At 36.5% G+C, this 15,484-nt stretch carries 14 protein-coding genes; 11 read left to right on the top strand and 3 right to left on the bottom strand.

Going from position 1 to position 15,484, the window contains the following annotated elements; translation table 11 throughout:
- Positions 1 to 5 precede the first annotated feature (5 nt).
- Positions 6 to 839, top strand: coding sequence for a sugar phosphate isomerase/epimerase family protein (locus T323_RS0103075; protein WP_026671964.1), 834 nt, complete (start codon positions 6 to 8; stop codon positions 837 to 839).
- 523 nt (positions 840 to 1,362) lie between these two features.
- Here T323_RS0103075 and T323_RS28695 read toward each other — a convergent pair.
- Positions 1,363 to 1,533 (bottom strand): hypothetical protein, encoded by a 171-nt coding sequence (locus T323_RS28695; protein WP_156942380.1) that lies wholly within the window; start codon positions 1,531 to 1,533, stop codon positions 1,363 to 1,365.
- A 204-nt stretch (positions 1,534 to 1,737) separates the two neighbouring features.
- Between T323_RS28695 and T323_RS0103065 the strand changes: the two genes are divergently transcribed.
- A complete protein-coding gene (locus T323_RS0103065; protein ID WP_026671963.1) occupies positions 1,738 to 2,235 on the top strand; it encodes a GNAT family N-acetyltransferase in 498 nt (165 codons plus the stop codon).
- 38 nt (positions 2,236 to 2,273) lie between these two features.
- Positions 2,274 to 2,864 (top strand): molybdopterin-dependent oxidoreductase, encoded by a 591-nt coding sequence (locus T323_RS0103060; RefSeq protein ID WP_026671962.1) that lies wholly within the window; start codon positions 2,274 to 2,276, stop codon positions 2,862 to 2,864.
- 54 nt (positions 2,865 to 2,918) lie between these two features.
- Here T323_RS0103060 and spoIIP read toward each other — a convergent pair whose 3' ends face one another.
- On the bottom strand, positions 2,919 to 4,049 hold the full coding sequence (gene spoIIP / locus T323_RS0103055) for a stage II sporulation protein P (RefSeq protein ID WP_245613673.1): 1,131 nt from the start codon (positions 4,047 to 4,049) through the stop codon (positions 2,919 to 2,921).
- Between the two features lie 438 nt (positions 4,050 to 4,487).
- Between spoIIP and T323_RS27775 the strand changes: the two genes are divergently transcribed.
- The 4 genes from T323_RS27775 (at position 4,488) to T323_RS25825 (ending at position 6,762) form a co-directional block, all read left to right on the top strand.
- Positions 4,488 to 5,429 carry a M23 family metallopeptidase gene (locus T323_RS27775; RefSeq protein WP_051556332.1) on the top strand — a complete coding sequence of 314 codons (942 nt, stop codon included), beginning with the start codon at positions 4,488 to 4,490 and terminating at the stop codon, positions 5,427 to 5,429.
- A 23-nt stretch (positions 5,430 to 5,452) separates the two neighbouring features.
- Entirely contained in the window at positions 5,453 to 5,866 is a 414-nt protein-coding gene (locus T323_RS0103045; protein WP_026671960.1) for a bactofilin family protein, read from the top strand.
- Positions 5,867 to 5,964: 98 nt separating this feature from the next.
- Complete coding sequence (locus T323_RS0103040) at positions 5,965 to 6,255, top strand: Dabb family protein (RefSeq protein ID WP_026671959.1); 291 nt, start codon at positions 5,965 to 5,967, stop codon at positions 6,253 to 6,255.
- Between the two features lie 177 nt (positions 6,256 to 6,432).
- On the top strand, positions 6,433 to 6,762 hold the full coding sequence (locus T323_RS25825; protein WP_180320837.1) for a hypothetical protein: 330 nt from the start codon (positions 6,433 to 6,435) through the stop codon (positions 6,760 to 6,762).
- Between the two features lie 131 nt (positions 6,763 to 6,893).
- On the opposite strand, the gene T323_RS0103030 is transcribed toward T323_RS25825, so the two are convergent.
- The gene (locus tag T323_RS0103030) at positions 6,894 to 7,517 is read right to left on the bottom strand and encodes a GDSL-type esterase/lipase family protein (protein WP_026671958.1); all 624 of its coding nucleotides are present in this window, start codon (positions 7,515 to 7,517) and stop codon (positions 6,894 to 6,896) included.
- 322 nt (positions 7,518 to 7,839) lie between these two features.
- Between T323_RS0103030 and T323_RS0103025 the strand changes: the two genes are divergently transcribed.
- From T323_RS0103025 to T323_RS0103010, 4 genes are all read left to right on the top strand, one after another.
- Entirely contained in the window at positions 7,840 to 8,289 is a 450-nt protein-coding gene (locus tag T323_RS0103025; RefSeq protein ID WP_026671957.1) for a chemotaxis protein CheW, read from the top strand.
- A gap of 10 nt (positions 8,290 to 8,299) precedes the next feature.
- Positions 8,300 to 10,855 carry a chemotaxis protein CheW gene (locus tag T323_RS0103020; RefSeq protein ID WP_026671956.1) on the top strand — a complete coding sequence of 852 codons (2,556 nt, stop codon included), beginning with the start codon at positions 8,300 to 8,302 and terminating at the stop codon, positions 10,853 to 10,855.
- Between the two features lie 34 nt (positions 10,856 to 10,889).
- Positions 10,890 to 14,612 carry a methyl-accepting chemotaxis protein gene (locus tag T323_RS25820; protein WP_051556330.1) on the top strand — a complete coding sequence of 1,241 codons (3,723 nt, stop codon included), beginning with the start codon at positions 10,890 to 10,892 and terminating at the stop codon, positions 14,610 to 14,612.
- Positions 14,613 to 14,685: 73 nt separating this feature from the next.
- Entirely contained in the window at positions 14,686 to 15,483 is a 798-nt protein-coding gene (locus T323_RS0103010) for a CheR family methyltransferase (protein WP_026671955.1), read from the top strand.
- Position 15,484: the final 1 nt, after the last annotated feature.

Raw genomic sequence — 15,484 nt, 5'->3', positions numbered from 1 at the left:
AGCAAATGAATATAGGGATTCGAGCACATGATATTGACAGTCAAAATGTCGAGGAATTAGCTAAAATAATCGAAAAAAAAGGGTTTTCAAGTATTCAACTAGCGTTAGCAAAATCTTTTCCATCCATAAACACAAGCGTTGGAAGTTTAAGCCCAGGTTTGGCCCATTATATCGGACAAACTTTTTTACAGCATCATATACAAATTGCCGTATTAGGTTGCTATATTAATATAATCCATCCAGATGAAAAAGAACGAAACAATAGTCTATTACGGTTTAAAGAGCATCTTAGATTCGCAAGAGACTTCGGTTGTAGTATCGTTGGAACAGAGACAGGCAATGTGTTTGCTGATATTCAATACACAGAAAAGAATTTTACGGATGAGGTGTTCCAAAAGGTTGTGGCAAGTGTTCAAGAACTAGTGAAGGAAGCTGAAAAATTCGGAGTTATTGTTGGAATTGAAGGGGGAGTTTGTCACCCTATTCATTCACCTCGGGCGATGCGACGATTATTAGATGCCATTCCTTCTCATAATCTTCAAGTCATTTACGACCCTGTCAATTATTTAACGGTTTCTAACTATAAAAACCAGGAAGAAGTTATTGATGAAGTGTTTGATTTATTTGGCGATCGGATGATCATCTTACACGCGAAAGATTTTGTTATTGAAAACGATACAATCAAAGGTGTTCCCGTCGGTAAAGGATTGTTAAATTACGAATATATATTCTCCTGGTTAAATGAAAAAAAACCATATATCAATATTCTACTTGAAGAGACGAAAGACCCTTTTATTGAAGACGCAAAAAAGCACCTCCAACAGTTTAGGAAAATGTAACAATAAAAAGAACAAATTCAAGGTTGGGACACGCGAACATATCTCGTTTTTGCGGTCAGAGCAGCCGTTATTTGTGAACATGATACGGGTTTCCGTTTTTTAGCGGCCACAGGAGCGCTTATTGACGCAAAAGCCACTCTCTTCCTAGCGTAATATTATGATTAACTGCTCCTGTGTCCACCAACGTTCCAAAACGCTAGCAATGTTCACAAATAACGGTTTTCATGGCCGCTTACTTACCATCTACAACAAAATCGCTAACACGATAAACCCGACCCAAGTGTTGAATGATTTACTTGCGCCTTTTCTAACTTGTCTCATAGTACTCCAAATCCCTAATTGATTCTTAGAATTTATTAGAGCAATGTTATACACAAGTCGACTATTTTATAGTTTCGCTCTTCTAGAATAAGCTTTCAAAGCTTCATTCCTATACCAAAATTACTATGCTTTCTTATATATTAACAAACCGCCTTTGAAGAATTGACTTTAAAGGCGGTTTTGTCTTTAAAAATCAAAAGAGTTATAGTTTCGGCTTTTTAATTTCATTGACCGTTTGATTTGCTGTTGTTTGTTTGAATTTTTGCTGTAATGTATGAATCGTTTCTTTTTCTTGTTTTGATAAAAACAATTTCTTTTTTTGTTTTGCTAATAAATGAGCCAAATATTGTTTTTCTTTTACGGTTAACCACATAAAAATCACCTATTTTCATTTGATAGTGGACGGTGAAAACGTGACGGCACGTAAACTTGATATTATATTATTATGTAGATGTATTATTGTTTGTTTACTCTTTATTTTATATCATATTTTTTTCCTATGTCCAGGAAAACAGTATACAACCTTTTTTTAATAGCATTTGCTATAATCAAGGTAGCTTTAACTGGAGGGAAACAAATGATAAGAAAAGCAAATAAAGATGATTTGGTTCATATTTTACAAATAGTAAACGATACGATTATTGTCATGAAGGAAGAAGGGAATGACCAGTGGAATGAGCAGTACCCAACTTCTCAAATATTTCAACAGGATCTTGAACAAGGGTCCTTATATGTAAAAGAAGAAGAGCGACAAATTGTTGGTTCAATTACAATTGACCAAAACGAAGCTGAGGAATACAATGCGATATCATGGACATATCCGAACCGGAAAGCGGTTGTTTTTCATCGGTTATGTGTAAACCCATCTTCTCGTAAAGGTGGACTTGCCACTTTACTTATTCAGTTTGCTGAAAACTACGCAAAATCAATAGGGGTTCAATATATGAAAATTGATACGTACTCACTCAACAAAAAAGCGCAACAACTTTTTCTTAAAAATGGCTACACTAACGTAGGAGAAATGCATTATCAAGGGAAAGAAAACGGTTTCTACTGTTATGAAAAATCATTATGATGGAAAGAGAACAACAGGAAAAAGGAGGTTTCATACATATGAAAAAAACATTGCCGCCAGGGCAATTTGAAACAGAGAGCTGGCCAGTCCTTCATCAAGGAGATGTTTATAAATTTAATGAAGAAACTTGGGATTTCAAGTTGTTTGGTGAAGTAGAAGAGGAGAAAACATTATCCTATAGCGAAATAATGACATTACCAAAAACAATATCGACCATTGATATGCATTGTGTGACAACATGGTCAAAGTTCGGAACAACATTTGAAGGAATTGCATTTAAAGAGTTGTTCAATCTTGTGAACGTAAAGGAAAATGTAAACTTTATTCAAATATTTGGCTATTACAATGGTGACCGTTTTGGCTACTCAGCGAATTTGCCAATCGCTCCACTTTTAGGTGATGATGCGTTGTTTGTTTATCGGTGGAAAGATGATAATCACCCATGGCAAGATATTAGCCCAAAACATGGTTACCCACTTCGTTTTATACCACCAGCCTCTTTTTATTTATGGAAAGGAACGAAATGGGTATCTGGTATTCGGTTTATGAAAGAAGATGAAGCCGGCTTTTGGGAAGAGTTAGGTTATTCAATGACAGCAAATCCATTTAAAGAAGAACGGTATCGGTAAGGGATTTGAGAAGTTCATAAGAAACATTCTTTTGAACTTCTCACGCTTTATTTGTTAGTTTTGTTGTTGCTCCCAGTACACTTCACTAAACACTTCCGCAAAAGCTGCTGTCGCACGATAATTTTCCTCTAGAGAATTATCAACACCACCAAATTCAATTAAAATTGAGGATTCGGCCAAGTCTTGATTGTATACACCGTTTCCTGTCGTTTTATCTTTTCCAAAAACACCGCGACTAAGGCCAGGGTATTTCTTTTCAAGTTTATCATGTAATTCCTTCGCAAACTGTTCATTTAACTCATAATTTTCATGACTTTCACCAATGACAAATAATATTCTTGCATATTTCTCGCCATTTATCGTGACCGTTGTTTTATCTTTTCTTAATGAATCTCGATGTAAGTCAAATATAAACATAATATCATTATTTTCTGTAATGGCTTCTTCTACAATTTCACGAGATAAACGGTACGATTGAACAGATTTCATATTTCGACTGTGAAGCTTTGACGTCATGTCTGTTTTGTCTACAATGGTAGGAATACCACTAGCTTCTAGCTCTTCTCCAAGTCGTTCGCCCACTAACGTAATATTCATTTCATTATGTGTTGCACGGTCAGGGTTTTTCACGCCAGGAAGATGAGGAAGAAAGGATTCCCAACTATGAGTATGATGGATAAACACTTGTTGATGTCCTTTTTCTTGCACTGTTTCTTTCGGTTTTAACTTCTCTAATTCCTCCAAATCTATCATGGACGCTTCTCGTTCTTCCATTAACACTTCTAACGCCGGTGGTGATTCTATCGGCATATTTGTAATATCGGTTCCTTCCCCAGCAACAATGATTCGTGTATTAAAAGTTGAAAGACCAGGAATCTCATTTCCAATTAATGTTCGAATATCATCAGGCTTTATATTTGTAGCTAGTTCAAATCCAAGAGTTAACGTGGAAGGGGGTTCAAATTGTTCTGGTAGCGCTTGTCCAAAATAGGAGTTTTCAAATGATAACACGTACGTTAATAGCTCACCAGATATATTTGAAGAAGCATTGTTCATCGAACTAGAGTAAGCATTTGTAGCGATAAACCCGGTTATAACAAAGATAAAAACCATCCCAACTACAAAAGACACGATCGTATTTCGAATCGTTATAAACGTAATCGTATAGCTTGTTTGATTTCTCACATCATGCCCCTCCATATTACAAATCTTTTATATACTATATGTGTGAAATAGTAGACTATGTCTGAAACAATTGTAAGATAGAAACAACGGCTTAAAATGACAATTTTCTTGAGAATTATAAAATAACTGCTAGTCTTTTATCACTAATTATTTTGTTAAACTATACATACCAACTCGATTAAGATTAGGAATTTTTTGTTATTGACCAACTTTATTTCGTAATTTCTACATCTTTTCTCACAATTTCTTTTCTCGTAAGTCATACTGATCACACTTATAAGAAATGAGTCCTATATTTATTTCCAAAAACTGATTTTGTTGTATTATGATTTTTTTGATAGAATAAAGAAGATTTCTGTCGTTATGGTTTCATAACGACTATTTTGTGCGTAGGGAAGGAGGTTAATTCTTTTACTCCGTAGTAAAAGAAGGAATACATTGAAAAAGAAACAAAAAAAAGCATGGACAATTACCGTGACAGCTGATCCACTAGCACCTGTTAAACAGTTTAGTATAACAAAACTATTAGTCTATGTTACTATCGCATGCCCTATCATCCTTATTTTTACCATTATTGGTTTAAGTTCGAGTATCGGGCTGATGACACACCAAAAAGCACAATTAACAGGGGAACTTGAATCGAAAGACCAAACGATTCAAGCAAAAGACGAAGAAATTGCACTCATACAACAACAATATAATCAGTTGGAAAAAGACGCTTTAGCGGTTCAATCATCAATTGAACAATTTAAAGAGTTTGAAGAACAGCTTAGTGAACTAAATTTAGATATGCCTGGTTCTTCAGACACAACGCAAAATGGCGGTAGTGGTGGCATAAAGTATGATATCGATACGAAAAATCCAACAGAAACATCTAGTCGTCTCATTGAAATTAAACAAGAACTCCCAGATTTGATCGCTAATTTTGAAGATACTTATGACCGATTATTAGAGTATCAAGAACAGTTAAGGACCGTACCGACATTGTTTCCGGCAGCAGATGGAAGAATCACATCACAGTTTGGAAATAGGAAAGACCCTTTTACAAGATGGACCGCTTTTCATTCAGGCACAGATATTGCAGCACCTTTAAATACAGCTATATTTGCCGCAGCAGATGGAAAAGTGACATATGCTGGACGTGATGGTGGTTATGGACTAGTCGTTCGGATAAAACATGATGATACATATGAGACATTGTATGCACATTTAAACCGAATTGATGTTGAAGTCGGAGATGAAGTAACAAAAGGGGATACGATTGCTGGAATGGGGACGACTGGGCGAAGTACCGGTGTTCACCTTCACTATGAAATTCGCCGCAATGGAGAAGTGATCGACCCGTACGACTATATGACTTTTCATGAAAAAGATAAATAAAAGAAAAGAGGTGGCAAGTCATCATGTTTTCAAAACAACAAAAAGATGAAAAAAAAGTGAATGAATTATCAACCATTATTGGTGCGGATACAATTGTGGAAGGGACGTTGCAAATTCAATCAAGTATACGGATTGATGGAAAAGTCCTTGGAGAAATTAAATGTACAGGTGACGTTACGATAGGAAAAGGTGGCTATGTTGAACATTCAATATCAGCACGAAACTTATTAATTGCCGGAGAAGTAAAAGGAAATGTGAACATCGAGGAAAAAATTCATATTTTTGAAACGGGTCGATTAAATGGTACGGCAGAGATGAAGACAATTATTATAGAAGAAAACGGTTATTTCCGTGGAGAAAGTTTCATGAAAACGAATCAAGCTGACGGAAAAGAAAATGTTGTTTCGATTGCAAAAGAACAAGCGAACGAGTCATAAAATTCACCCTCAAACATAGTGTTTGAGGGTTTTCTTTGCAACCTCTTGCAATCTAAGATAGAATATTGTCGAAACTATAATGAAAAGAGGTTCCACAAATGATAAACCGCACAGTTTTAATTAAATTTGCTGAAACAACAACAAAAGAACAATTGCATGAAGTAATCACTCGTTTTAAAGCCTTACATACTCTTCCTGGCATTATTGAAATCCATGCTGGTCTTAATTTGCAAGAGAAAAGTAAGGACTACCAAGTTGTCTTATCGGTCCGCTTTGAAAATGAAGAAGCATTACAACATTACATTTCGAATCCAGACCATCAAGCTGTTGCTTCTTTTATTAAAGAAGTAGGACGAATTGACAGTATTGGTGTTGATATCGAGATATAATATCTCAATAAAATATACCCATGTCCCGATTTATTTGTACTTGTATAGGCTCTTTCATTAATTATGCAAATAAAGGCGTTTGTCTATTACAAAAGTAGTTATTTTCCCATAGGCTACAATGTAAACAAAATTAATAACGCCATTATGGCATAATTCGCTATAGGAGGAGATTTACAAATGTATGGATATGACTATCACGTACCAGCAGACCAAGCAAGATTTGCTGGAGCTGGATTTAGCCCATTAAGTGCAGGATTACTTGGTGCAGGATTAGGATTTTTAGGTGGCGGTCTTTTATCTGGTCCAGGTGGATTCGGTCCTGGTTTTGGTCCTGGATTCGGTGGTGCACCTATGTATGGACCTGGTTTTGGAGCAGGGCACGGTGGCTTTGCTGGTCATCCAGGAGCAGGGTTTGCAGGACACGGCGCATTTCCAGGAGCAGGATTTGGTGGATATGGTCACCACGGCTTCGCTCAACCAGGTGTAAGGCCACGTCCGTTCTTTTAAAGATTAAGAAGAGAAAGCTGACTCGATTGAGTCAGCTTTTTTTGTAGGAAGTGAAACTTCGTCACTAGCTTTCGTTTTATATTTTCATTCGGACATGCAAAATAACTGACTCAATGGAGTCAGCTATTTAGTCATGACAATGATCGCATCAGTTCATTTGCGATGAGTTGATGGCCCTTTCCATTTGGATGAATTCCCCCAAAGGATAATACCTTTGACCCGTATTGTTTAAAAGCAGGGTATATCGTAACAATTTGAACAGTTGGGGAAGACATAGATTGTAATACACTATTAAATTGCTGAACCCAATAATCACTATGGGGCAAATTACGATAAGGATTGTATAATCCAATAAATCGAATTTGCGCTTTGGAATGTCTTTGAACAGATTGGACTGCCTCAATATGCTCTTTAATAAAACTAACATTTCTTTGGAATTGTTCTAAAGCTTCTACAAAATAATGTGGGTCGCTTGTTTGAGTAAAAGCTTTATTTGCAGCAATTAAATCATTTCCTCCAATTGAAATCGTAATTACATCTGAAAAGGGCAATTTATTTGTAATTTCATATGATTGAATCATAGTAACAAGCTCTTGTGATGTTAAGCCATTTTTGGCATATTTTTCGGTTAAGACGGGGAATGCTATTGTTCTTTCCAACATTTTTGCAAAACGTTCTACAAATCCTGCTGAAAGATAAGCTCCTATTCCTACAGTTAATGAATCACCTAATGCTGTATAGTTAAATGCTCTCATGTTGACCCCCTTCATAAAAAATTCCTCATTCTATTCTTATGTAGGAAAATATGATTTGTTAGGGCACTAAAAACACATAGGAACATAGTAGGGGTATAGCAGTTTTTTTCATTGTTATATTCACTTTATCTATACAAAGGAGTAAAGGAATCCATTCCTAGAAGTTGTCAATTTATTCACTAGTTAAATAGTACCTCAAAACTATCTTGGACCATGTTGAACGTATAGGTCTTAGGAATCATTTACGATAGTTTTTTTTATTTGTTTACTTCACAATACATATATACAAAAGAAAAATACTATCGTAAAGGAGGCGTTCAAATTGATAGTCACTACCGACATAGGTGGAGTTCAATTTGTAGTGTTTTCCGTCAATCAACAATTGTACTCATTGTCTATTAAAGAAGTTGTTGAAATTCTTAGAGTACCTACAATAACAACTATTCCAGGGATTGACGAAATGATTGAAGGTGTCATCAATCTAAGAGGATCAATTATTCCTGTTGTCAGCTTGCATAAGCGTTTTAATTTACCGATACCAACTAAACATAAGAAAAACAGAGTAGTCATTGTCCAAGGAAAAAACGAAAATATTGGACTGATGGTAGAGGAAGTTCGAATGGTAACAAAGTTTGATGAAACAAATGTAGAGCCGACACCAGGTCAAAAGCTAGATGAAGATATTTTTATGGGGTTCGCAAAGGAAGATGGACAAGTCATTGGAATTTTAAACCTCGAAAAGGTTTTATATGAAAAGCAACAAATAGGATAGGAGGTGCATTATGACCGATTTTGATTTATCAGCTTACCTTGGTGTTTTTCTAGATGAAGTCGAAGAGCAACTTCAAGTCTTAAACTCAGAAATTCTTACTCTAGAGAAAGAACCGAAAAATGAAAAAACGATTCAAAACATATTTCGAGCTGCTCATACATTAAAAGGTTCATCTGCTTCCATGGGATTTGAGCAGATGAAAGAATTTACACATCATTTAGAAAATGTGTTTGAGCAAGTGCGCCAATCAAAACTAGACGTAAGTCAAGAGCTTATTAACGTCATATTTGAAAGTATCGATTTTATTAAAGTCATGAAAGAAGCGATAATCAACGGCGAATTAGAATCGATAAAGATTGAACCGAATATCGCAAAATTAACCGTCTTCACTGATGACCAAGTGGGACCAAAACAAAAAAAGAAACGAAGGAAAGAAGATCAGTTAACTTACCCATTTAATGAAATCGAAAAAAATGTGATTTTAAGTGGGTTTGAGTTAGGACATAACTCATTAGAAATATCGATTTCTCTTGTAAATGATGCGTTAATGAAAAACGTACGTGCCTTACTCATTCATAATAACTTAAAAGAAGCGGGAGAGATTATCGCTTCCACCCCTTCTGTTGACGATATCGAGAACAACCAACATTTTGATGGGAAAATGCGTTTTATCCTTTTAACGATGCAAACAAAGCAAGAAGTTATGCAAATCATCAATCAAATTTCAGATATAAAGTCCGTGAACATTAATCAAATAACAGAAGAAAACCTATCCCATCCAATTATAGAGAATACTCATGAAGCTACAGGAAACGAACAAGAAGAAACGAGAGTAGAGAGTACAGAAAAACTGGAAAGTGGAAAAACAAAAATCAATCCAACCGTGCGCGTTGATGTAGATAAACTAGAGCATTTAATGAATTTAGTCGGTGAACTTGTCATTGATCAAACAAGACTTGTTGATGTAAGAGGGCGATTATCCGACCGACATACAAAACACGAAGATGATATTGAAGTTCTTGATGAAGTAACGAACCATTTAAGTCGAGTCATTACCGAGCTGCAAGAGGGGATGATGAAAACGAGAATGTTGCCAATTGAACAACTTTTTAACAGGTTCCCAAGAATGGTTAGAGATACAGCTCAAAAGGCAAACAAAGAAATCGACTTTATCATGACAGGGAAAGAAACCGAATTAGATCGTACATTAATCGAAGAGATTAGCGACCCGATTATTCATTTATTGCGAAACTCGATTGACCATGGAATAGAGCCACATGAAATAAGGCAACGACAAGGAAAGCCACCAAAAGGAAAAATTCAGCTTCGTGCCGCACATGAGGAAAACCATATTGTCATTTCGATTAGTGATGACGGGAAAGGGATCGACCCAGATAAAATTAAACAAACTGCCATTGAAAAAGGCGTTATTACAGAAGAAGAAGCTAGTAAATTAAATGAGAAAGATGCGATATTCCTTATTTTCAAGTCTGGAATATCAACAGCAGAAAAAGTTACGGATATTTCTGGTCGAGGTGTCGGAATGGACATTGTTCGAGCACATATTGAAAAGTTGAATGGAATTATCGATATCGACTCAACGGTAGGTGTAGGAACAACATTTACGATTAAACTACCACTTACATTAGCGATTATTCGCTCACTACTCGTCAAGTTTGGCCATAAGACATTTGCTATTCCACTTGTCAACGTGTTGGAAATCATCCGTCTTAATAAAGTCGATATTCAAACAATTAAAGAACAGGAAGTTGGGCTTGTGAGGGGACGAGTTCTCCCTTTAATCAGAATGAAAGAAAAACTAGGCATAACCGACCAAGATTCTCATGATGAAACGAAAAAGCGAGAGTTTGTCATTGTTGTCGGAATAGCAGATAAACGAATTGGGATTATTGCAGATAAAACGATAGGAAATCAAGAGGTTGTTATTAAATCACTTGGTCCTTATATTGGTTCCCCAGCTTACATTGCTGGTGCAACAATAATGGGGGATGGTAGTGTCGCTTTAATTCTCGATGTTTCGTTTATTGTAAGAGAACAAGGAACACAGGATCTTGAAAGTACTGAAAATATAAGAAAAACGGAAACAGATGAAGAACAGCAATTTGTTACTTTTAAACTCGATACCGAAGAATATGGAATTGAAATTCATCGTGCAAAAGATATCGTTTCTGTTCCAACGATTACAAAAGTCGTAAATGCAAGTGAAGATTTACTTGGAATTATTAATTTACGAGGAAGAATGTTACCTGTATTTGACTTACGAAAACGATTCAACTTACCGTTACAACCATTAACGAAAAAATCACGTGTCATCGTTGTTGAAAATAAAGGACAAGACATTGGATTCCTCGTGGATGAAGTGTCTCAAGTGTTAAAAACAAATAAACAATCGATCGAAACACCACCAAAAGAGAACCAGTACAACGAGGCAAACTTAATAAAAGGAATAAGTCGATTGAATAATCGTGTTGTTTTAATATTAGAATTTGATGAAATTCATAACCAAGTTCATAAACAACTCATCGAAGAAAAAATTGAAGTATAAACAATATGAGAATACAAATTGGGAGGAAAAAATTATGAGTTTTTTTACTAGATCAAAAGTTGAAAAAGGTCCGTTATTACAAACAACAAACGAGTTAGATCAAGAACTTCTCCATATTCTAGAAGTGATTAACCAAATGTCAAAAGGGAATGATCTTCAAGCATCTTCGCTTGAACAAACAGGTTCTATGATGTCATCTCTTTCAAAGTCTATTTCAGGTGTAGTAAAAAATGCAGAAAGTTTGCGAGAAACTACAAGTCGCTCTTTCCTTTCATTGGAAGGAATCTTAAAGTCTATTACCGGTTTAGATACAAATGTAACTAGTAGTTCAGCATCAATAGAAGAAATTACTGCTGCAATGGAAGAAATGGCTGGACAAATAAAAGGAGTTGCTGGTAATGCAGAAAGTTTAACATCTTCGGCGAAAAGTGCTTCAAGCTCCATTCAAGAAATGGCCGCTTCCATTCAACAAGTGTCAGGAAATTCAACGAATACTTCTTTATCAATTGAAAACATTACAGCCGCAATGGAACAAATGAGTAAATCAATTGTAGGTGTGGCGACAAATGCAGAAAGCTTGACATCTTCGGCGAAAACGACAAGTGAAGCGATCCAAGAAATGGCCGCTTCCATCCAACAAGTCGCTGGAAACTCAGGCAAAGCAGCAGCATCAGTTGAACAAATTTCTGCTTCTATTCAAGAAATGGCAAGTTCGATTAAAGACGTATCGAAAAATACAGAAAGTTTAACTTCCTCGGCGAAAGAAACTAGTAATGCAATGCAAGAAATGGCGGCCTCGATTCAACAAGTCGCTGGTAATGCAAAAAGTACTACAGCATCTGTAGAAGAAGTATCCGCTGCCATCGAAGAAATGGCTGCTTCCATTGAACAAGTCGTAAAAAATGCAGAAAGTTTAACAGTTTCAGCAGTAGAAACAAATGAAAATATGCAGGAAATGGCCGCTTCAATCGAACAAGTTGCAAAAAACGCCGTTAGTACATCAGGCTCTATCGAAGAAGTCTCTGCCGCCATTGAAGAAATGGGCAGCCAAGTAAAAGGAGTTGCAGGCAATGCCGAAACATTGGCTGTCTCTGTTGAAAACACAAGTGCTTCTATCGAAGAATTAGCCGCTTCCATTCAACAAGTTGCTGGAAATGCTCAAAGTACCGCTGGTTCAGTGGAACAAATATCTGTTTCCATTGAAGAAATGGGCAGTTCTATTAAAGGAGTTTCTACCAATGCCGAAAGCTTAACCGAATCAGCGAGAGAAACAAATGATGTTATTCAAGAAATGGCGGCTTCCATTCAACAAGTCGCAGCGAATTCTAGTAGCACTGCTGGTTCTGTTGAAGAAGTGTCTGCAGCCATTGAAGAAATGGGCAGTCAAGTAAAAGGAGTAGCTACAAACGCGGATTCATTAAATTTGTCGTCTATTGAAGTATCAGCTTCGATTCAAGAAATGGCCGCTTCCATTCAACAAGTCGCTGGAAATGCACAAAACACAGCAAGTTCGATTGAGCAAGTATCAGCTTCCATCGAACAAATGGGAAAATCGGTCAAAGGAGTATCTGTTAACGCAGAAAGCCTAACAAAATCAGCAAAAGAGACAAATGGCTCTATTCAAGAAATGGCCGCTTCCATTCAACAAGTCGCCGGGAATGCGGAAAATGTAAATAAGTTAACGACAACCGTTGCAGTCGATGCACAAAAAGGAAAAGAATCCGTTATGGAATCCGTAGACGGAATGAAGGAAATTGGAGAAGTCGTACAACAAGCATCAACAGTGATGCAAAGTTTAGGAAAAAGCTCTGATGAAATTGGAAGTATTATTGAAGTCATTGATGACATAGCAGAACAAACAAATCTACTTGCTTTAAATGCAGCGATTGAAGCCGCAAGAGCAGGGGAACATGGAAAAGGGTTTAGTGTCGTTGCTGATGAAGTTCGAAAATTAGCTGAGCGTACAGCGTCTGCAACTAAAGAAATTGCAGGACTTATTAAAGGAATTCAAGCAGAGACATTTGATGCGATTAAAGCGATTGAAGTAGGCGAACAAAAAGTAGAACACGGGTATAAACTTTCAGACCGAGCAAGTGAAGCCATTACTCAAATTGTATTAGGTGTTGAAAATATAACGACAGAAATGTCTCAAATTACAACAGCAACTACGGAACAAGCGAAACAGTCACAAACGATTGTAAAATCAGTTGAAAATGTCACAAATCAAGCAGAACAAGTAACTGCAGCGACAGTTGAACAAGCGGCTGGTGTGGAAGAAATTATTAAAGGCGTTATTAACGCAAGAGAACAAGTCAAACAAATTACAGATGCGACAACGGAACAAGCAACACAATCCCAACAAATTGTTTCCTCTGTTGAAAATATGACAGTTCAAGTAGAACAAGTCACACAAGCAGTAAAAGAACAAGCGGCTGGTGTCGAAGAAATTATTAAAGGCGTTACAAATGCAAGAGAACAAGTCAAACAAATCACCGTTGCGACAACAGAACAAGCGAAACAAGCAACAAATGTTGTAGAACTCGTTTCGAATGTCACAAAACAAGCCGAGCTTGTCACGACAGCTACGAAAGAACAAACGGTAGCTGCTGACGAAATTATCGTTGGCATTCAAAACGCGAGAGAACAAGTGAAACAAATGACCGTTGCGACAACGGAACAGGCGAAACAAGCACAATCCATTATTGGTGACGTAGCTAGCATGGTTAATCAAACAAACCAAGTGACCCAAGCGATGAAAGAACAAGCGGCTGGTGTGGAAGATATTATAAAAAGTGTTGTTAATGCAAGAGAACAAGTCAAACAAATTACAGCAGCAACATCAGAACAAGCAAAGCAGTCTGAAAGCATTGTTTCTTCCATGGCCAATGTAACGTCACAAGCGGAACAAGTTTCTCAAGCAACAGAAGAACAACGTGCAAGTGCCAAAGAAGTGATAAAAGGTGTTGTCAATGCAAGAGAGCAAGTCAAGCAAATTACAGTTGCAACAGAAGAGCAAACAAAACAAGCTCAACAAATTGTAAAAGCTGTTGAAAATGTGACATCACAAGCAAGTCAAGTAACAAATTCGGTCATTGAACAGGCGACAAGTGTAGAAGAAATTATTAGCGGCGTAGAAGATTCCCGCGAGCAAGTAAAACAAATGACTGTTGCAACAACAGAACAAGCAAAACAAGCCGAAGAAATCGTAAAAGCTGTTGATAGTGTAACACATCAAGCAGAATTAGTTTCTACAGCAACTGTTGAGCAAGCAGCAGGGGCAGAAGAAATTGCCTCTGAAATTAAGAAAACAAAAGAACAAATGTTACAACTTAACCAAGCTGTTGAGCAACAAGCGAAAGAAGCTGGTTCAATCGTGAATATGGTATCAGATATAACAAACCAAGCTGATATTGTAACACAATCAACGAAAGAGCAAACAGTTGGGGTTGAAGAAGTTGTAAAAAGCATTAGTAATATCGCAAGACAAATGACAAATGTAACAGGATCAACAAAAGCGTTAACATCAGATAGTGAAGCAGTTGTAAAACTTATTGAGTCTGTCAAACGGCAAGCTGATGAAGTCACAGATGCGACTAAAGTACAAGAAGATGAAGTTCGAAACATCGAAATGTCGATTCGAGAAGTGAATCATTTGTTTACGAGAAGCAACAAAGAAGTAGAAGCTTTTGCTAGCATAGCGAAAAAGATGAAAGATAAGAAATCACAACTAGAAACTTATATTCATGCGATTAAATAGGTAAAAGAATGAGTGAGGCTGGGACAAAGTCACGGCCTCCTCCAAAAATTTACGAAATAAAGGAAGAAGTGATATGGAAAACTTTGCACTTAACCAATTTGGACAACTTGTCTATCAGTATTGCGGTTTAAATTATTTGCAAAACTTACCTTCATTGCAAACTAAAATAGCAAAACGTTTACAGGAAATGAATATGTCATTATGGAATTATATGCAATTTATAGAAAACACCCCAAAAGAGTGGGATATTATTGTAGAACTGCTAACGATTAATGAAACGTATTTCTATCGAGAAGATAAGCAACTTTCTGTATTTCAAGAAGTGGTTCTCCCTACATTAGTAAAAGAAGAACGCCCAATTAAAATTTGGAGTGCTGCTTGTTCAACGGGAGAGGAACCGTATTCATTAGCGATGACGAGTTTGGATTCAGCCGTATTTCCTTTACATCAAATTCAGATTGTAGCAACTGATATTAATAAGCGCGTTTTACAAATTGCAAATAAAGGGAAATATAGTAAAAGCTCACTCTCATTCCGCCGCATCCCACAAAGGTGGTTACAAGACTATTTTATTGAAAATGAAACTGACTATACAGTTGCTGATCATATTAAAGAGAGAATTTCTTTTCAATATTTAAATTTACTTGATGAAAATAGCATGAAACAACAACAACAGTTTGATGTGATTTTTTGCAGAAATGTCCTTATATATTTTGATACGGAAACGATTAAGAAGGTCGCCACCTCTTTTTACCACTCATTAAAACAAGGAGGACTTCTATTTTTAGGGCATGCTGAAAATATATCTACAATGGGAATTGGTTTTGAAACAATCAGCACAAATGGAACCTTCTATTATCGAAAGGGGTAAC

The organism is Alkalihalobacillus bogoriensis ATCC BAA-922 (assembly GCF_000621445.1).
GTDB classification, from domain to species: Bacteria; Bacillota; Bacilli; order Bacillales; family Bacillaceae_F; genus Bacillus_AO; species Bacillus_AO bogoriense.
The sequence above is the reverse complement of the archived record's forward strand: the minus strand, read 5'-3'. Positions and strand labels throughout refer to the sequence as shown.